This window comes from Actinoplanes sp. GCM10030250 (assembly GCF_042666575.1).
In the GTDB taxonomy this organism is placed as follows: Bacteria; Actinomycetota; Actinomycetes; order Mycobacteriales; family Micromonosporaceae; genus Actinoplanes.
In genome coordinates this window covers 254,193-272,912 of sequence record NZ_JBHTDO010000006.1, presented here as the reverse complement: position 1 = coordinate 272,912, position 18,720 = coordinate 254,193, and the positions used below count along the sequence as shown (strand labels likewise).

Genomic DNA, 18,720 nt, shown 5'->3' with positions numbered 1-18,720 from the left:
CAGCACGGAGAAGCTACACAGTGGATGGTGAACTCAGCCCTCGGCCCACTCCAATCACGGAAAGTGGGCCAGAACCCGTCTCAAGCCGTCAGAATCAGGGCGACGAATCACCGGATCCTGACGCCGACGACGCCGCCCAGGACCCGACGATTGTCACGAAGGCGCACTGCGAATCATTCCAGGCGTGGATGATCGAAACCCGCTCCGCGTCGACCGCGCTGAACAAGCACAAAGGTCTCCAGCAGTTCTTCAAGTACCTCCTCGAGGAAGAGGAGATCGACAAGTCGCCGATGGCCCGGGTGAAGCAGCCGATCGTCGAGCAGAAACTCGTGCCGATCATGGGTGACGACGACACGAAGAAGCTGCTCGACTCCACCAAAGGCAAAACGTTCCTGGCATTGCGCGACGAGGCGATCATCCGGCTGTACTACAACACCGGCGCCCGCCTGTGCGAGATCGGCAACCTCAAGCTGACCGATCTAGACATGAACACCGAGTCGGTCCTGTTGCACGGAAAGGCTCCAAGGACCGCCGGGTCCGATTCGGGCCGAAGACCTCTCGGGTCATCGCCCGCTATCTGCGGGCCCGCGCGAAGCGGAAAGGCGCCGCCGAGGTGCCGCAGTTGTGGCTGGCCGAACGCGGTGCGAAACCCCTCGCGCCGAACGGCATCAAGATCATGCTGAAGCGACGCGGTGCCACGGCCGGCGTGCAGGGCACGCACGCGAACCGATGGCGGCACAACTTCGCCCACGAGTGGCACAAGAAGGGCGGCAACACCGGCGACCTGATGCTCCTGCTCGGCTGGGCGTCCGAGGACATGCCGCGCCGGTACGGGGCGAGCGCGGCCGCGGAGCGGGCGCAAGAACTGCAGTCGCAGATGGGCATCGGCGAACGCATCTGACCCGAGCACGGGCCCGCGGCAGCGATCGCCGGCTTTCCGCCTTCACCCAACCGAGGGGGACAACCTCAGACAACCAAAGACAGCTTTCGGTGCGGCGGTTCGCTGACCGAGGATGAAGTCGCGGACGGCCAGCAGGCGGCTACGTGCCCTTTTATGTAGTCAAGGTGTCTACGGAACGGGCACGCTGTCGGTGGTGAGGGCGAGCAACCGGTTCAGACTGCCCGCCCTCACCTTTGCTGGTTCGATCTAGGGATGGCGGCGGACGGCGGGGAGGCCGTGTCATGGAACGCTCACGAGCGGTTGCTCTGGTCGAGGAGGTGCTCTGCCGGTTGGTGGAGGGGCAGGGGGAGCGTCCACTGAGCTTCATCCGGGAGGTGTATGTCTTCGGGTCTTTCGCCCGTGGTGCGCTGGAGCCGGGTGACGTTGACCTGGACGTCGAGTTAGACAAGGACTGGGCCTGGTCGTCTGCGGCAGTCGATGCGTTGAGCGCCGGCCGCGATATAGGGATATCTGCCCATCCAGATCACCGGGAGTGCGCTCCGCCGGCACCTGAAGGATGCGCAGCATCGTCCGCAACGCTTCGGCTGGGCGCGCCGGTGTGCTTTTCGGGCCGAAGCCGCGAAGGTCGAGGTGCAGTTGGCCGTCCGGGAAACGGTCGCTCGCCTGCTGCGCCCAGTGCAACGCCAGGGTGGTCTTCCCCACGCCCGCGGTCCCACTGATCACCGAGATTCCCCCACCCTCGTCGGTGTCGAGGGCGCGCAGCTCCTTCCGCCGGCCGACGAGATGAGTGGTGACAGCTGGAAGCTGACGAATCGTCGGGCCGTCCGGCGTCACCCGTGGCGGTGACAGCGTCACCTCCAGGGCGCCGCCGGGCACGGGCAACGGCAGGGTGGATTCCCGGTCATCCAGCAGCGCCTGATGAAGGTCCTGAAAGGCGCGTCCAGGTTCGATGCCAAGTTCGTCAACGAACCGCCGCCGCCACCGGCGAAGCAGCGCCAACGCCTCCACCCTCCGGCCGCACCGGTGCAGTGTGATCCCTTGCAGACACACCAGGTGCTCTCGCCATGGGAACTCCACGATCAACGCGGACAACTCCTTGACGACATCTTGATCCCGGCGGCGGACGAGGTCCAACGCGATTCGTTGCTCGAGCGCCGACAGCCGTTCTTCCTCAAGCTCGGGCACCACATTGTCAGCGAGCCACGACCCGGCCACCTCGGACAATGCCGGGCCGCGCCACTGGGACAACCCTGAGCGCAGCAGGGCGTGTGCCTCGGCCGGATCGCTCACTCCCGCCGCTCGGACCGCCTCACGAAATCGGAGGAGGTCCACGCTGGACCATGGGACCTTCAGGCAGTAGCCCATGCCCAGTGTGGTCAACTCCAACTCAGCGCTAGGCGGTCCGACCAGCTCGAGCACGCGCCGAATCTTGGACACGCAGCCCTGCACGCCGTTACGCGCAAGCGCGGGCACCTCCGACCCCCACAAGGCGGTGCTCAACCGGTCCAACGACACCATCCGCCCGGCGTCCAGCAACAACATCGCAAGTACGGTCCGTTGCTGCGGTGTCGCCGGTCCCAGCTGACGCTCTCCTTGCCAGATCCCCACTGAACCCAAAAGGCGAAACTCAACACCTCGAGCGAACTTGTTCACGGGGGCTCCGAGCGACGGCGACAGAGTGGCGATCATGATGTCGCCACGTCCATCGTTGATCAACAAATCTGTGATGCCCCACCGGACGCCGACAACTCGGATCCGACGCAGGGCAGGGAGGCCCTGCGGTATCCGCCCGGAGGTGTTCCAGGCGCGAGCCTAAGGACGCACCGATTCTTCGGTCAGTCCCCCTGTCTAGGGACTTGCGGGTTCCGTCACCCGACGCCCATGACAGCGGCCGCTGCCCTCACCTGTCGGTCAGTGAGCAGGGCACGTCATCAGAGAGGGCGTTCATCGCAGCAGCGGCGCTATAACGTCGACCCGGTTCGTCCACAGCCAGCCCGACCAGTCAGAGGGGACCGCGTCCAAGCCCTCGGGCTGGTCGAAGCCCTCCGACCACGGCCCGTCTCCGGCCACGAGGATGACCCGGGTGTCAGCCTGCCGCATGCGGTCCACGAAGAGATGGGGCCAGCCCCACAGCAGTCGGCCGTAGCGCTGTGGCAGATGCAGCTCCGTGTGCTGGCAGGCCTCGGGTACATATCCGGTCCAGCTAGCCCCGAGGTAGCGCATCAGGCAGTCCTTCATGATCTTTTCCGAGGTGACCCGCACCTGGGGCAGCCGGTCCGCGATGACGCCCATCGCTGTGTCGCCGCCGTACACACTGATGGTGGCCAGCCGCTCGGCGGGCAAGGTCGCCAGGTAGGCAGCCAGGCGTTCCCCCTCGGCCGCGTCGTCGTTCTTGAGGTCGATGAGCAACTCCCGGTCCGGGAATTCGGCGACCACCTCCTCGGCACTGGGCAGCAGGCCGATCCCCATCCCGCGCAGCGGAAACGTGGCGCCGCCGTCAGCCGAGTAGCCGTACCCGACATCGAGCAGGCGCAACTGGGCCAAGGTGTGCTCGCGGACCCGGCCGGTGGCGTTCGTTCGGCACTCGAGCGTGGAGTCGTGGAACACGGCCAGCTGATCGTCCTTGGTGACCTGCACGTCGAACTCGAGCAGGTCGGCACCGGCTTGGAAGGCCGCGCGCATGGACGGCAGCGTGTTCTCGAGGTAGTTGTGGTCAGGCGGATGGATGCGCGTCGCTGTGCAGGTGTCGTTCTCCACGCCTTCCAGCGGAAATGTCTGGGCGATCCCCCGATGCGACAGCAGTAGCGGCCGCCCGACCTCGCTGCCCCATAGCGCCGAGCTGTTACCGACGTACATGCCTGCGGACGTCAGTAACAGGGTGGCCGGAATCGCCAGAATCTTGCGCCACCGGTGTGCGGATTTCGCGGGATACATGCGGGCAGCCTCTCAGCCGCCGGTGGCGACCCGGAACGTGCGAAGGATGCATCCGCTCTAGGTCTTTAGGACAGGTCACGCGCGAGCAGGGCGGCCTGGGTCCGGCTGGTCAGAGCCAGCTTCCCGAGCAGGTTGCTCACGTGTGCCTTGACGGTACGCTCGGCGAGCGCCAGCTCGCGGGCGATGTCCTGGTTCGTCATCCCGCGCCCGAGCAGCGCGAGCACTTCCCGTTCCCGCGGGGTCAGCGTGTCCAGCCGCGCGCTCTCCGCCACCGGCGCCGGGTCACCCCCGGAGGGCCAGAGCAGATCCGCAGCGGACGTGCTCAGCGTCGTCACCCCGGCATGCACACCGCGGACCGCCGCGGCGAGCTCGCCGCCGCTGGCGTCCTTGAGCATGAAGCCGTCCGCGCCGGCAGCCAGCGCCCGTTGGATATCGACCGGTCGGCCGACCGTCGTCAGCATCAGCACCCTGATCGGCGCCTCGGACAGACGCGAGCGCAACTGGCTCAGGACCCGCACTCCATCGGCCCCGGGCAGGTAGAGGTCCAGCAGAATCACGTCGACGGCGTCGGGGTTCGCCGCCAGCAGCTCCAGAAGTGCCGCGCCATCCGGCACCTCCGCGACCACCTCAAGGTCCGGTTGCGCACCAAGGATCAGGCTCAGCCCTTCGCGGATCAGCGCCTGGTCGTCGACGATGACAAGCCGGATCACCCGATCATGGTATGCAGGGTCATGCCACTCACGCTCCGGACCGCGCCGCCCCGGTGGCTGCTCTCCCACTGGCAGCCGTTGGTGGACCTCGCGCTCGGCGCTGCTACGGCCGTGCTTTTCGTGGTCGCCGGCACGATCGTCTCCGTCCCCCTCGCCATGGCTCAGTTGGTGCCGCTCGTCTGGCGGCGCCAATTCCCGGCCGGCGTGCTCATCCTCATCGGCGGCGCTACCGCAGCGCACACCGCCCTCGGCATGTCCCGCGCGATCGGTTTCCTGCCGGCGACGATCGCGCTGTACACCGCCGCCACACATCGCTCCGTCCTGATTCGCTGGCTGCTATGCCCGGCGGTGGGGTTGCTCGTGGCCGTTGCGAGCGGTGTCCGGCACGGTCCTGTGGAGGGCCTGCTGATGGCCGCCGTCATCGTCATCGTGGCCTGGCTCGCCGGGGTGGAGCGCGGCGAGCACCTGGGTCAGCGCGAGGAGGCGGAAAGGCAGCGGGCGGAGGCGGAAAGGCAGCGCCTCGAGCGCCGGATCGCCGAGCGCGAGACGACGGCCGCCGCGGACCGCGAGCGCCTTGCCCGCAGGGTGCACGACACGCTGGCGCACACAGTCACCGTGATGCTCCTGCAGACCGAAGCGCTGCGCGCCACCGCCTCGCTCGACCCGGAGGCCAGACGCCGGCTGGACGTGGTGCTGCGCGCCGGCCGGGAAGCGCTGGCCGAGGTCAGGACCGCGCTGGCCGACGGCGACGAGCGAGACTCGGCAACGCTGTTGAGCGACCGGTTGGCGGCACTGTGCGCCGCTGGGCTACGCATGTCGGGGAAGCTGCCCGACCTCGGCGACATTTCCTCCGTACCCATCCGGGCGGTCGCCGACCGGCTGATCGGCGAGGCCGCGGCGAATGCCCTGCGCCACGGTGGGCCTGGATCTTTGCTGACGATCACGACAGCACGGGGCGACGGCACGTTGATGCTGCGGATCACCAGTCAGTCGAGCAGCGCCGCACGAGGTCGCGGTGAGGGCACCGCCACCGGGATGGGACTGCAAAGTCTGTCTCGTGAGATCGAGGAGAACGGCGGACAACTGACCTACGGTCCGCTGGGTCGGTCAGGCTGGCGGGTTGACGCATCGTTGCCCACGGCGAGCATCGCGGTCGGCACCGCGGCACAATGACCGCCATCCCACGCAAACTCAAAAATGCCTCAAGTCCCGCTTTGAAGTCCGCCGTGTCTTCGAAGTGCTGGCAATTCCTCTTCAGACGTCCGAGGCGCGATTGGCAACACCGGATCCGTCGCGCGAAGCGGGTGGTCGCCTGTCTCTGGCATCGGATGTCGCTCCGGCAGGCGGGTATCCTGCGCCACTGCGCCGCCACATTCCTGCGCGACGGCGCCGACATGAAGAGGTCCAGGCAGTCCTCGGCCACTCCCGCCAAGGCGTGACCTCGGACCTCTAAACCTCGCTCACCCTCGAACTGCAATGCGAGCACGCCGACGCCGCCGCCGACCTCGTCGCCCGCAGCACCAAGGCTGCCTGAACCCGCCGCGATAGTTCTTCGCCAAGAAGCCGCTACGGCGGGCATTCAAGCGACGTGCACCGTAACGACGGTAACGCGAGGTGGCCGTGCCAGGAGTGCGAAGGACCCGAAGTACGGCACGCGGCTCGTGAACGCCTCGCGCCGCATCCTGTATTCGTTCCGGCTCTCGGCCGGATAGCGCGTTCGAGGGTGGCCACGACGCTGCTCGTCTTGTCCGCCGCGCAGGTAGTCAGGGGCGTCGCGCAGACAAGTCGGCCTTCGGAAAGGGATGCGTTGCCAAACCTCTTGCCCGGGCTTACCCGCAACGTGTCTGGTGATCGTAAGGAGGCTGTCCTCGGCTGAGCTCGCGAGGTCATCGGCCAGGTCGCCCGTGGGCGCAGTTCCAAGGCTGACGGCAGCGACCCGGGCGTGCGACTCGTCGACGATTGCCGGCTTCAGTCGCTGGTACACGGAATGGCCGAGCAGCTCGACGGCGGCGTATCCGTCGCCGGCGCCCGCGTTGCTTCTGATCGCATCGACGATCGGCGCAGGGGCCGGATCGGGCTCGGACAGGTCGGCGACGGTGAGAGCTGCTCGGACTAGGAACACGGTTTCGGCCGATGAGACTGCGGAGCTCATGGGTTCTGCTCAGCTGCCGCCGGCACCGCGAATTTCGCTGCTGCCCAGGTCTCGACGCCGTCCAGGAAGCGATCTACTCCGAAGCTGAGTTCGGCAGGCAGTGTTGCCTCTTCAGGTTGCTGCTCGCTTCCGGGTTGGTTGTCGCCGGTTTCGGCGGCGTGGACGGCGGCCAATGCCGGATAGTCGTGCGGGTCGATGAGCTCGGACAGAGCCTTTGCCAGTTCGGCTTCGGTGAGCGAGCGCCCGTCGTCGGTCTTGTGTGCGCTCCTGACGTCGATGCTGATCTGTGCGGTACCACGCACGACCGCGGTCAGGTGCAGTGCCGCGGCCCGCGCTTCGCCTGCCGCCAGTCCAGCCTTCAGCAGGGGTTGCAGCAGGCGATCGAGCCAGGCGAGCTGGTTGGGGCCGATCGGTGTGTGGTTCAGCGGGATGCGAAGGAGCCACGGGCGGGTCTGGAAGCCGACCCACAGCGCGCCGACCCAGCGCCGGACCGCGTGGCGGAAGTCCTCCGCGCTGCCGAGTTCGGGTGGCTTCCCGGCCGCGACGTCTGCCATCACCTCCAGGAGCAGGTCCTTGCCCGGGATGTGGTTGTAGATCGACATCGTCGAGTAGCCGAGATCGGCGGCGATCCGCTGCATCGACAGCGACTCCAGGCCGTCGGCATCCGCGATCCGGATCGCAGCGTCCGCGATCCGCTCCGCAGTGAGCTGGGCTCGCGGTCCACGCCGGCCCCGGGACCGCCCAGACCACAGCAGCGTGAGGCTGCGCTCCAAATCCGGGCCATCGCTGTCGCGTGTCGTCATCCGCCACCTCATTTTTGTCGTCGTGACCATCCTAAAACTATGTACGGCATACGTTCGTATGTATCGTGTACATAGTTTCCGCTCCTGACGAACGGATCACCATGACCTCGATGACGAAACCGACGACCGAGCCGGTCGCTGCTTCGCCCCGGTTGGCGGAACCCTGGTGGCGCCGCCCCTGGATCGTGCCGCTGATGCTGGTGGCCGCGGCCTTCCTGGCCTTCTCGGTGCCGCCCTACCTCACCTTCGATCCGGCCAATTCCCGCCTGGCGCCGCCGCCGGGCAACGACCTGTACTTCCCGTTGCTCGTGGCACACGTCCTGTTCGGCACGGTCGCGATGGTCACCGCCTGCTTCCAGATCTGGCCCGCATTCCGCACGCGCCATCGGCGCGGGCACCGGATCACCGGCCGGATTTACGTCTTCGCCGGAGCGCTGCCCGCCGCGCTCACAGGGCTGTACATCGGCTGGCACACCGCGGCGGGCCCCTCCGTGCGGGTGGCCAACCTCGTGGGCTCGGCGCTGTGGCTCACGGTCACGATCATCGGCCTGCAGATGGCCCGCCGGCGCCGCTTCGGTGATCACCGCAGGTGGATGTCCCGCAGTTTCGCGCTCGCCATGTCGATCGTTCTGAGCCGGGTGATCAACGTCGCGGCCACGATCGCGCTCACACCCCAGGTGGACACCACTTTCCGCGGCAGCGAAGAACTCATGATGTTCAGCGCCACAAGCATCGGGGTCTGGCTCAGCCCTCTACTTCTGCTGCTGGTCACGGACTGGCTGCTGGAACGCCGCAAACCCGGCACGCGCCCTACGCACAGATAGGTGGTCCTAGCTACTTCGACCTGGAAGAGAGTTTTCGGTGGGGATGCCGCTGCTGGCCGTGGGCGTGGTGGGGTGCGGGTGGTTCCCACGTCTTGGTTCATCCCTCGTCGGCGAGGGCGGTGACCTTGGTGAGATTGTGGGCCAGGACGCCGTAGCCGCACCAGTCCGCGCCTTCGTCCGGGCCGCCGAGGACGCATCCCCACCGTAATCCTTCGCACCCAGGGTTCTCGGCGAGCACCAGACACTCGCCGAGCACACGCCCGGCATCTCATCGCCCTCTGGCTCGGCCACGAAACACCCGAAGCGACTCAGATCAATCGCCGGTGCGGACCAAAGGCCGGGAAATCTCACCGGCGAGCGAGCCGGATCTGACCATGGCGGTTGGTGATCGTCGAGCCGGCGCCGCTGTGACCGTGGACCGCGCCAGGCTTCGCCTCATCTTACCGGTCGTCCGCACCTGGACCATGTGACCCCGTCCTGCGGATAGGGACGTCGCCGACTATGGACGACGCCCCTCGTCGCCAGCGCGAGTTGTTACACGATGCCCAGGATGATGGCGACCGTGCCGATCGTGGCCATGAGCAGGGCCGTACCGGGGTGCATGCCGATCGAGATCCGAATGTCGTGCTTGCGCCAGACCATCCATACCGCCGGGAACATGAAGATGATCTTCGACAGGACGGTCCACGGGGCCCAGAAGTGGTACACCGAGAACAGAACCGTGTTGAGCACGGGCGCGCCCCAGCGAAGGTGGGAGATCCGAGGGAGCAGGAAGCCGCGGAAGTAGAACTCTTCGATGAGGGGGAGCGTGAATCCGGTCAGCGGCAGGCAGATCAGCATGGTGATGACCACCAGCGAGTGTGAGTATCCGTCGAGGTAGGTGGTGGCGCTGCCGCCTGCGCCTTCGAAGGGGATCCAGGTGAAGAGGGTGTCGAAGACGAGGTTGTCCAGCGGGGTGAGCGCGAGGGACGCCACCGTCATCCATACGATGAGGGCGGCGATGATGGCGGTGATCTTCCCGCGTGGGATCGGCTTGTCCAGGTAGGTGACCACTCCGCGCAGTGAGAGTCGGCCGTTGCGCCGGCGGCCCAGCCACAACAGGCCGAACAGGAGGGGCGCGAGCACGATAACCAGGGCGATCGCCCAGGCCAGGAAGATCGGGTAGTTGATCGCTTTGACGAATGGTTCGGCGAGGAGCAGGTAGGCAGCGATGATCAGGGCGCCGGGTACGAGGTGCAGCGCGATGGACAGCGGAATGGAGTGACGGTCAGCGAGCAGCAGCTCGACGAGGCGGTACGGTCGCGTGGCTCTTTTCGCGGTGCCGGGGGTCTGCGTGTCCAAATGGACAGTCATTGCTTCCTCCAGGGTGAAGGGTCCGCAGGTTTTGGTGGGTGTTGTTGCATCACGTTCGGCGGTGGTTCTGTCACCGGGCTGTCGTGGCACGGTCACAGCTGCTGACCCGGAACGGCTACGTCGCCCGTCAGGAGAGGGAAGATCCCGGCTTGTACGAGCCGGGCCCTGACGTTTGGGCGGAGCTCGGCTCCGGGCCGCTGCCATTGCGGTGGTCCACGACCCAGTGCGAATCAGTGTGTCTTGTGTGCGTTCCATCGCCGCGGTCATTTCAGGTGCGATCGTCGTAGTCGGGCGTGTGTGCTGACGGCCGGCCGAACCACCCCGCGAGCGCTTCGCGCATCGAGGACACTGCGGTGTCGGTGGATTCGTCGATCGCCGCGGCCCAGGCGACATGGGCATCCGGGCGGATCAGTAAGGCGTCGGCGGGCCGGGCGTGGGTCTTCGCCGTGTGGATCTCTACTCGGTCCTCCCAATCCCGGGCGGCCGAGCGGATGTCGTGACGGTCGGCCAGGTCGAGCAGGACGGGCCGGGCGGCCGTCATGAGGTTGGCGACGCTGGTCGTCCCCTCGTCGGTGTGCAGGCTGAGGTCAGGAGCGAAGGCGCCGACGAGATCGTGTCGCTCCGCGCCAGGCAGCGGGTATCGGATGTCGGCTCCGGCTACCAAAGCTCCCATGCGACGCAACGCCGGCTCATCGGCGAGCAGTTCCTGAAAGACCTGCCGCAGCGCCTCGGCCGCCGAGTCGTGCCCACCGCGGAGCGCGACCTGAGCCCGGGTGTGCAGGAGCGTACGCACACCGGCGTAGTGGCGTTCGGCGTGATAGGTGTCCAACAAGCCGCCCGGCATCCAGCCGTGCAGGTCGGCGGCCAGCTTCCAGGCGAGGTTGACCGTGTCCAGCAGACCGGCGTTGAGCGCCACGCCAGTTGCCGGGAACAGGTGAGCCGCATCGCCGGCCAGCAGAATCCGCCCGGCGCGATAGCGTTCGGCCTGCCGGGCCTGGAAGACGAAGCGCGACAGCCGAAGCGGTTTTCCCAGCGGTAGATCTGCCCCGAGGACCCGGCGGATGCTGTCCAGCAACTCGTCCAGGCTCATAGGCTCGTCGTCGGAGACACCGGGCTGGTCCTCCACGGTGGACAGCAGCAAGACATCAGCGGAAAGCCACCCGAACCCGAACACCCCGTGTTCGGTCCGGGTGTACCCCGCGCTGAGCCTGCCCAGCCCGGGGACGTCGAGATCTCCGTTGTCCAGCCGCGTCACGGAATCGTGAACCGCGACCTGGCCGAGCCGGTTGACATCGGGATACGTGGTTCCCGAGAACGGGATGCCGGACAGGCCGCGAACCCGGCTGTACGCACCGTCGCAGCCCACCAGATAGCGCGCCCGCACCTGCAACGGTCCGTCCGGTCCGCGAACCTCCACCGTGACGGCAGCGTCGTCCTGGGCAACGGCGATCACGTGGTGCCCACGGCGTATTTCCGCCCCGAGTTCGCGGGCACGTTCGTCGAGCAGCCGCTCCAAGCGCGGCTGCGGCAACTGCAACGCGTGTAGCGGCGGATCGGGCAGGCCGGTGAAGTCCAGGTGGACTCCGCCGAACGGGTACCGGGGCGCCGGGCGGGGATCGGTGCTGGCGGCCTCGAACCGCTCCAGCAGACCCCGGAAGCGCAACAGTTGCAGGATTTGCCCGCTCAGGCCGTTCGCCTTCGGGATGTCCCGCAGCCGAGCCTGCCGCTCCAGCACCAGTGGCCGTACGCCGGCCAGGCGCAGCTCGCTCGCCAGCATCAGGCCGGTCGGCCCGGCGCCGACAATGATCACATCGGCGTCGTGTCCCAGCGGGATCCGATCGTCGGCGACACACATTCGCAACTCCATTCCGGATGGTGTGGCCCGCCAGTGGAATCGGCTTCCTTCTGGGGCCGGCCCGGCGGGTCAGCGGCAGTCTTGCGCGACTGTGACGTGGGGATCAACGAGAGTCTGAGCAACCTGGCATAACGCCAGGCTTATCGCCGGAGGTCAGGAACGGCTGGCCAGAATTCGCTGGACCGCGTCGAGGTTCCGGGCGACCGCACGGCCCAGCAATGCCGGATAGTTGCCCGCCTTCAGCAACACGTCGGCAAAGTGCACAGCGACTTACGCCGCCGCTGCGCATTGGGTACAGCTTTTGGGGCTTTCTCACCACCGGTGTGCTCGACACGCCGGATGGAGCTCGTAGCTTCCGCCGCACGCTCGTCGATGCTCTACAAGGTGCCGGTCACGAGGTCGTGTTGGCGCAGGCCAACCGCGACTTGATCGAGACCGACACCGACCTGGCCAGCGCATACCGGTTCGATGAGGGACTGCCGGACCTCGACGCCATCGTGTTCGAGTGGCGATGGCCGCTACCCGGACGTAACACCACCACCTGTGGGACGAGTCAGTTACCCAGGGATGTCTGCCGTTGACCCCGGCCGACACGGTCAGCGCCGACCGGCTCACGCCGAAGAGTTTGCACGTGCGCGACGCTGCTGAGCTTGTCGACCGGATCCGCTGGATCGAAAGCATCGCGGGCAGTGACGAGCACGCCGGCTTGATCCGCGCCTGTTTGGACCTGCTCGACCCGTACCGGGTCTCGCGGCAAGCCGCCGTGCTGCTCGCCGCCCTGTATCACCTCGCCGGCACCGGCCGGCCCGACCCGCTCAGGAGCCGCTGATGCTCACCCGGACGAGTTCGACACATTCACCGACGCCTACGTCGCCGTGCTGCGGCGAATCCTGACCGACCCGGAGTACGAGACCGCCGGGCGCGGCAAGGACGGCCTCGAAGTACCGAACATCAGCTTCCGGCTCACCGACCCGACCCGGCGCACCCCGTGGCTGGCCAGGAACGCTCAAGAGCGCTTTGCGGCCAGCCGGCGGCGTCGGACGGCCGTCATTCTTCTTCCCCGGCAGCGTTCAGGGGCGGTGGCTCCATGCGTCCATCGTCTGGCGCATCCGGGTAGTAGTGGGCAACCGATGAGGACTGCTTGGTTCGTTCGATGACCGCAGCAACCTCGTCCTCAGTCATGGGCTCACTGAGATCGCCGATTACCTCGTTCCATGACTTTCCATCCGGTTTGACGAACCCGGGGTACTTCTTGGCGATCTCGTCCATCGTCATGCCGGGAGATTCGGTCGCAGCACCCGGTGACGGGTCGGCGCCGTCGTTGGCTGCTGCAGGGCCACTACCTGCCACGGTGGCGCACAGCACGCCGGTTAGCAGCATCGCAATATGCCTCCACCTCATGCGTCTCCCTTTCTGTTCGCGACCCTGGTCCGGTTCCTGCATCGTACCGTGCCTGATGCGCTTTCCTGACGCTCAGCTCTGGCGCTGATATTACGAGCCAGGCGGGTGGGCGAACTTATTGCGCCGATCGGCCGATAAACGATGGCGGAACGTTTGCGGATCGGCTGCGGTTGTGGGTTGTCACTGTGTTCCTGTTGCAAAGCGTGTGGGTGTGGCGAGGAATTCTAGACGTCGGTCGCCGAATGGGAACCGGCCACCGGCTAATGCGTTCTTGTCTTCTTTCGGAAGACTCGTGCTGTTCATCCTCGGAGTCCGCTTAGGGGTGTTTAGCGGCTCGGAATTTTGCTACTTCACGTCGCTACGATTGCCGCCCCCACCCCCACATTTAGGACGTTCATGCGCAGTCTCAGAGTGGTGGCCGCGGCGACAATGGCCGTGGTCTGCACCGTCGCTCTCGGTACGCCTGCATTCGCATTGGATGCGGATGCCTCGCCCTCGTCATCTGCTTCGCCGGCATCGGGCGCTAACGAGATCTCGGGCCTCACGATGGAGGAACTCGCCCGGCAATACCCCAGCTTGGTAATGCCGACCGGAGATTCGTGGAATGAGGTCGTTAGTAAGCTCAGCGAACCGATGACCGCGGCGGAGGTCACCGAGGCCGCCGACCGATCGGAGCAAAGCTCATCAGCGGCCCATTACTTCCCGGAAGATCCGGAGGACGAGGAGTCTGTCCCGCCGCCGCTGAACGACGCAGGCGAGGAGATCCCGAGTGGCAGCGCGCCCGAGCCGAATGCCACGTCTGAGCCGGCACCCGAGCCGGGTACCCCGTCCGAGCCCACACCGGGTCCTTCCGGGTCGAGCGCTCCCGCCTCGACGCCCGAGCCGTCCGAGACGAGCGCTCCTACTGCGACGCCCGAGCCCTCGAGCTCGTTGACGCCGACTGACGCCTCGACGTCCCAAAGCCCGACTGCGGCCAGCGCGCCGAGCACCGAATCAGTAGCGATGGTTGGCCACTCACTCGGCCGGTCCTTCGCCGGCTCGGCTCTGGCCAGGCTTCAGGCGGAGCCCGACGAGCCCGATGTGGTGCAGCAGCCGAGCAATAAAAAATACCTGACAGCGAAAGAGTGCCGGACCGAATTCCCTAAAGCTCGCCAGGCGGGCAAGGAATGGTACGTCAAGAACCACTTCGCGGTCTGCAGCATGTACACGATCCCGTATGTCTTCACGAAGACGGTGAACGGGGTTCCGACTTCTGTCGCGCTGATGGAAATCGGGGTGACTCAGATCGGGCGTGCTTCCAAAAGCAAGCGGACCGTGCAGTGGGACATTTTCCTCGACAGCTTCATTCCGGTGGTCAACCCGGCCGGCGTGGACCTCACCGCTCCCATGAGCATCTACGTGGCCTGCCGTTCGAGCGTGGGATCGACGTGTTTGACGAATCCCGTTGTCGGGCTCACGAGGACGTTGCTGCAGTGGAAGGCGAGCTCGCACTACGTCCAGACCATGACGACCACCAGCCCGGCAGTCGGTGACCAGACGGGCCAGTTCGACTTCACCACAGTGTTCAACAACCCGACCAACGGTTCACGTGCGGAGCCTGTGGCCATCGCCGGCCGGTGCGACAACGCCTTGTACCTCAGCACGAAAGCGGCCTGCTCCTTCCCGAACACGGTCGGTGTGTTCCACCTCGACTACAACGTGCAGAAGATCCAGCCGGCGGTGGCGTTCATGTACAACGCCATGCATAACCTCAGCAGCATCAAGAAGGGCACCCAGCCTGGTCAGTACGTGCCCGGCGGGTTCTACCCGCAGCCGACCAAAAGCTCCGATCGGTGGGTGCCCCTAACCCGGGAGTACCCGGCGACCGCTCCGCGGGATCAGGCCGCGTACTGCACGGCGCTCTTCGGCGCCAACTACACGCAAGGCAAGGACGCGTGGGGCCGTCCCGAAACCCGCTCCTGCGACGAATACCCGTTCTTCGCCACCAAGGAAAACATGTACCGGCCGAACCCGCCCGCCAACGAAACCTGGGCGGTTTACCCGGTAAACGCGAAGGCGAACTCCAAGGTCGGATCCGACCTGGCCGGCTACTACGCACGCGAACGCATCCTGAATGACGACACCTTCTACGTGTCGCTGGACAACGTGCCGCCCGGCTGCTGTGCCACCAATGACGAGAACGACACCCCGACGACGCCGCCGGCGCCACCGTCGGCGACCCCGTCACGCGGACCAGTAATGAGCACCGGCTCTGTTGCGTCGTTGACCGGCGCCAGCGCCTTGTCCGCCGCAAACGGTGTCGCTGTCCTGGGCGGATCCAGCTACACCGCCGAAGGCAACCGGATTATGAAGATCAACAACGACTCAGGTCTGGTGTCGTTCCTGGCCGGCAACGTCAACCAGGGTTCCGGCTGCACCGACGCGACACAGGGCGCGGACGCGAAGTTCAACACCGACAACGGCTTCAGCCCGCTGCGGGTGGTCGGCGCTGACAACCAGTACGTGTACGCCACCGACTACTGCGGGGTCCGCCGGATCGACCCGCAGTCCGGGGCGGTCACCGCACTGACCATGGCCGGCACGTTCCGCTCCAAGATCGCCTCGGTGGCGATCGCCGGTGACTACATGTACACCGTCGACAACACCTACGGCGGCCTGGCCCGGATCAACCTCAGCACCCGCGTCCGCGATGTTCTGCACACCGGCCACACCGGCGCGGTGTCCGCGGACGACGACTACGTCTGGATCATCACCAACGACACCCTGTTCAAGATCGATCACAACAACGGGGCAATCATCGAGACCCGAGCCGTGGCCACCGCGGGACACAACCCCACCGCGCTGCTGTCGGTCGGCAACTACCTCTACGCCACCTTGTGGACGCCCGGCGAGACCTACCCGATCCTGACCCGGATCACGAAGACCAAGAGTGACGGCAAGCTCGACGGCACCGGCAACATCATCACCCAAAGCAACCTCACCAACATCAACGGCATCGGCTCGGACGGCGACGCCCTCTACCTCGCCGACAGCTTCAGCAGCGGCGGCCGGCTGTGGACCGTGGAGACGGACACCCCCTTCCAATACGACGCCTCGGCCCAGTACCCCATCCTTGAGGGCGGTGACGTCCAGCCGCTCACCAACGCCGGGGCATTGAGCAAGGCCAACGGAGCCGCGGTCCTGGACGACACCACGTACGTCGCCGACGGCAACCGAATCATGAAGATCGACAACAACTCCGGTGAGGTCTCGTTCCTGGCCGGCAACGTCAACCAGGGCCCGGGCTGCGTCAGCGCCGCTAAGGGCGAGGACGCGAAGTTCAACACCGACAACGGCTACAGCCCGTTGCGGGTGGTCGGCGCCGACGGCCGGTTCGTCTACGCCACCGACTACTGCGGTGTGCGCCGGATCGACCCGGACACCGGGGCAGTGACGTCATTGACCATGGCCGGCACGTTCCGCTCCAGGATCGCCTCGGTGGCGATCGCCGGGCAGTTCATGTACACCGTCGACAACACCTACGGCGGCCTGGCCCGAATCAACCTCAGCTCCGGCGCCCGCGACGTACTGCACACCGGTCACACCGGTGCGGTCGCCGCTGACGACGACTATGTCTGGATCATCACCAACGACACCCTGTTCAAGATCGACCACGACAACGGGGCGATCCTCGAGACCCGCGCCGTCGCTACCGCCGGGCACAACCCGACCGCGCTGCTATCGGTCGACAACTACCTCTACGCCAACCTGTGGACACCCGGCGAGACCTACCCGACCCTGACCCGCATCACCAAGATCAACGAGACCGGCAAGCTCGACGGCACCGGCTACATCGTGGCCACGTACGGATTCAGGGACATCACGGGCATCGCCTCCGACGGCATGTCCCTGCAGATATCGGACAGCCTGGGCAGCAACGCGTTCGTGCAGACCGTCTCGCCGTCCTCCCCGTTCGGGTTCCCCCTGGCGGCATCGACTCCGGTGATGGACAACGGCGCGGTCAGCACCGCCAACAAAGACCCGTTGTCGGCCGCCAACGGCGTCGCGGTGCTCGGCGGGTACTCGTACACCGCCGAAGGCAACCGGATCATGAAGATCGACAACGATTCGGGTCTGCCGTCGTTCCTGGCCGGCAACGTCAACCAGGGCTCGGGCTGCGTCAGCGCTGCCAGTGGCGGCGATGCGAAGTTCAACACCGACAACGGCTACAGCCCGTTGCGGGTGGTCGGTGCCGACGGCCGGTTCGTCTACGCCACCGACTACTGCGGTGTGCGCCGCATCGACCCGCAGTCCGGGGCGGTCACCTCGCTGACGATGGCCGGCACGTTCCGCTCCAGGATCGCCTCGGTGGCGATCGCCGGGCAGTTCATGTACACCGTCGACAACACCTACGGCGGCCTGGCCAAGATCGACCTGAACTCCGGCGCTCGAGTCGTCCTGCACACCAGTCACACCGGTGCGGTCGCCGCGGACGACGACTACGTCTGGATCATCACCAACGACACCCTGTTCAAGATCGACCACAACAACGGGGCGGTCCTCGAAACCCGCGCCGTGACTACGACAGGGCACAACCCCACCGCGCTGCTCTCCGTCGGCAACTTCCTGTACGCGAGTATCTGGACGTCCGGCGAGACCTACCCGACGCTGACCCGGATCACGAAGTTCAAGAGCGACGGCACGCTCGATGGCACCGGCAACGTGGTCACCATGACTGGGCTGGCGAACATCACCGGCGTTGTCACTGACGGCACCTTCCTGTACGTCTCCGACGTCGGGTCGGTCAAGAAGCTGACCAGCGTCCGGGCTTTCGCCTACCCGCCGGCGGCGTCGACGCCGGTGATGGACAACGGTGCGGTCAGCACCGTCAACAAGGACCCGTTGTCGGCTGCCAACGGGGTCGCGGTGCTAGGCGGATTCACCTACACCGCCGAGGGCAACCGGATCATGAAGATCGACAACGATTCGGGTCTGCCGTCGTTCCTGACCGGCAACGTCAACCAGGGTTCCGGCTGCGTCAGCGCGACAAAGGGCGAGGACGCGAAGTTCAACACCGACAACGGCTACAGCCCGTTGCGGGTGGTCGGTGCCGACGGCCGGTTCGTCTACGCCACCGACTACTGCGGTGTGCGCCGGATCGACCCGCAATCGGGGGCGGTGACGTCGCTGACCATGGCCGGCACGTTCCGCTCCAAGATCGCCTCGGTGGCGATCGCCGGGCAGTACATGTACACCGTCGACAACACCTACGGCGGCCTGGCCCGAATCAACCTCAGCTCCGGCACCCGCGACGTCCTGCACACCGGTCACACCGGTGCGGTCGCCGCTGACGACGACTACGTCTGGATCATCACCAACGACACCCTGTTCAAGATTGACCGTGGAAACGGGGCGGTCCTGGAGACCCGCGCCGTGGCGACCACGGGACACAACCCCACCGCGCTGCTTTCCGTCGGCAACTACCTGTACGCGAGTCTCTGGACGCCCGGCGAGACCTACCCGATCCTGACCCGGATCACGAAGACAAAGATTGACGGCAAGCTCGACGGCACCGGCAACGTCATCACCATGACCGGGCTGGCAAACATCAGCGGCGTCGTCACTGACGGCACCTTCCTGTACGTCTCCGATGTCGGGTCAGTCAAGAAGCTGACCAGCGTCCGGGCCTTCACCTACCCGCCGGCGGCGTCGACGCCGGTGATGGACAACGGTGCGGTCAGCACGGTCAACACGCAGGCCTTGTCGGCGGCCAACGGCGTCGCGGTGCTCGGCGGATTCTCGTACACC

Annotated in this window: 15 protein-coding genes and 1 pseudogene; 7 read left to right on the top strand and 9 right to left on the bottom strand. The window is 66.3% G+C overall.

Annotated features, from left to right (window positions below; translation table 11 throughout):
* Both ACFQV6_RS11845 and ACFQV6_RS11840 read left to right on the top strand, forming a co-directional pair.
* A partial coding sequence (locus ACFQV6_RS11845) for a tyrosine-type recombinase/integrase (protein WP_378027456.1) occupies positions 1-683 on the top strand: 683 nt, incomplete at its 5' end.
* On the top strand, positions 566-901 hold the full coding sequence (locus tag ACFQV6_RS11840) for a tyrosine-type recombinase/integrase (RefSeq protein WP_378027461.1): 336 nt from the start codon (positions 566-568) through the stop codon (positions 899-901). The genes ACFQV6_RS11845 and ACFQV6_RS11840, both read left to right, overlap by 118 nt.
* Positions 902-1,264: 363 nt before the next feature.
* On the opposite strand, the gene ACFQV6_RS11835 is transcribed toward ACFQV6_RS11840, so the two are convergent.
* From ACFQV6_RS11835 to ACFQV6_RS11825, 3 genes are all read right to left on the bottom strand, one after another.
* Positions 1,265-2,617 (bottom strand): BTAD domain-containing putative transcriptional regulator, encoded by a 1,353-nt coding sequence (locus tag ACFQV6_RS11835; RefSeq protein WP_378027455.1) that lies wholly within the window; start codon positions 2,615-2,617, stop codon positions 1,265-1,267.
* Positions 2,618-2,845: 228 nt separating this feature from the next.
* On the bottom strand, positions 2,846-3,835 hold the full coding sequence (locus ACFQV6_RS11830) for a glycerophosphodiester phosphodiesterase family protein (RefSeq protein WP_378027454.1): 990 nt from the start codon (positions 3,833-3,835) through the stop codon (positions 2,846-2,848).
* A gap of 65 nt (positions 3,836-3,900) precedes the next feature.
* A complete protein-coding gene (locus ACFQV6_RS11825; RefSeq protein WP_378027453.1) occupies positions 3,901-4,545 on the bottom strand; it encodes a response regulator in 645 nt (214 codons plus the stop codon).
* A gap of 81 nt (positions 4,546-4,626) precedes the next feature.
* On the opposite strand from ACFQV6_RS11825, the gene ACFQV6_RS11820 reads away from it, so the two are divergent.
* Complete coding sequence (locus tag ACFQV6_RS11820; RefSeq protein ID WP_378027452.1) at positions 4,627-5,718, top strand: sensor histidine kinase; 1,092 nt, start codon at positions 4,627-4,629, stop codon at positions 5,716-5,718.
* Positions 5,719-6,124: 406 nt separating this feature from the next.
* On the opposite strand, the gene ACFQV6_RS11815 is transcribed toward ACFQV6_RS11820, so the two are convergent.
* Positions 6,125-6,697, bottom strand: a complete 573-nt coding sequence (locus ACFQV6_RS11815) for a hypothetical protein (RefSeq protein WP_378027451.1) — start codon at positions 6,695-6,697, stop codon at positions 6,125-6,127.
* Positions 6,694-7,530 carry a TetR/AcrR family transcriptional regulator gene (locus ACFQV6_RS11810; protein ID WP_378027450.1) on the bottom strand — a complete coding sequence of 279 codons (837 nt, stop codon included), beginning with the start codon at positions 7,528-7,530 and terminating at the stop codon, positions 6,694-6,696. Before ACFQV6_RS11810 ends, ACFQV6_RS11815 begins: the two co-directional genes overlap by 4 nt.
* A gap of 80 nt (positions 7,531-7,610) precedes the next feature.
* Between ACFQV6_RS11810 and ACFQV6_RS11805 the strand changes: the two genes are divergently transcribed.
* On the top strand, positions 7,611-8,324 hold the full coding sequence (locus tag ACFQV6_RS11805; RefSeq protein ID WP_378027449.1) for a DUF2306 domain-containing protein: 714 nt from the start codon (positions 7,611-7,613) through the stop codon (positions 8,322-8,324).
* 97 nt (positions 8,325-8,421) lie between these two features.
* On the opposite strand, the gene ACFQV6_RS11800 is transcribed toward ACFQV6_RS11805, so the two are convergent.
* The 3 genes from ACFQV6_RS11800 to ACFQV6_RS11790 all read right to left on the bottom strand — a co-directional run bounded on the left by ACFQV6_RS11800 (position 8,422) and on the right by ACFQV6_RS11790 (position 11,532).
* Positions 8,422-8,580: a hypothetical protein gene (locus ACFQV6_RS11800; RefSeq protein WP_378027448.1), complete on the bottom strand. Its 159-nt coding sequence runs from the start codon at positions 8,578-8,580 to the stop codon at positions 8,422-8,424.
* A 278-nt stretch (positions 8,581-8,858) separates the two neighbouring features.
* A complete protein-coding gene (locus ACFQV6_RS11795; RefSeq protein ID WP_378027447.1) occupies positions 8,859-9,677 on the bottom strand; it encodes a CPBP family intramembrane glutamic endopeptidase in 819 nt (272 codons plus the stop codon).
* Positions 9,678-9,945: 268 nt separating this feature from the next.
* Positions 9,946-11,532, bottom strand: coding sequence for an FAD-dependent monooxygenase (locus tag ACFQV6_RS11790; RefSeq protein ID WP_378027446.1), 1,587 nt, complete (start codon positions 11,530-11,532; stop codon positions 9,946-9,948).
* A 281-nt stretch (positions 11,533-11,813) separates the two neighbouring features.
* On the opposite strand from ACFQV6_RS11790, the pseudogene ACFQV6_RS11785 reads away from it, so the two are divergent.
* Both ACFQV6_RS11785 and ACFQV6_RS11780 read left to right on the top strand, forming a co-directional pair.
* A pseudogene (locus tag ACFQV6_RS11785) lies at positions 11,814-12,083 on the top strand (hypothetical protein); the annotation flags it as partial.
* A 26-nt stretch (positions 12,084-12,109) separates the two neighbouring features.
* Positions 12,110-12,361: a hypothetical protein gene (locus tag ACFQV6_RS11780; protein WP_378027445.1), complete on the top strand. Its 252-nt coding sequence runs from the start codon at positions 12,110-12,112 to the stop codon at positions 12,359-12,361.
* A gap of 218 nt (positions 12,362-12,579) precedes the next feature.
* Here ACFQV6_RS11780 and ACFQV6_RS11775 read toward each other — a convergent pair whose 3' ends face one another.
* Complete coding sequence (locus tag ACFQV6_RS11775) at positions 12,580-12,912, bottom strand: hypothetical protein (protein WP_378027444.1); 333 nt, start codon at positions 12,910-12,912, stop codon at positions 12,580-12,582.
* A 1,335-nt stretch (positions 12,913-14,247) separates the two neighbouring features.
* Here ACFQV6_RS11775 and ACFQV6_RS11770 point away from each other — a divergent pair.
* The coding region (locus ACFQV6_RS11770) for a hypothetical protein (protein ID WP_378027443.1) at positions 14,248-18,720 on the top strand (4,473 nt) is incomplete at its 3' end.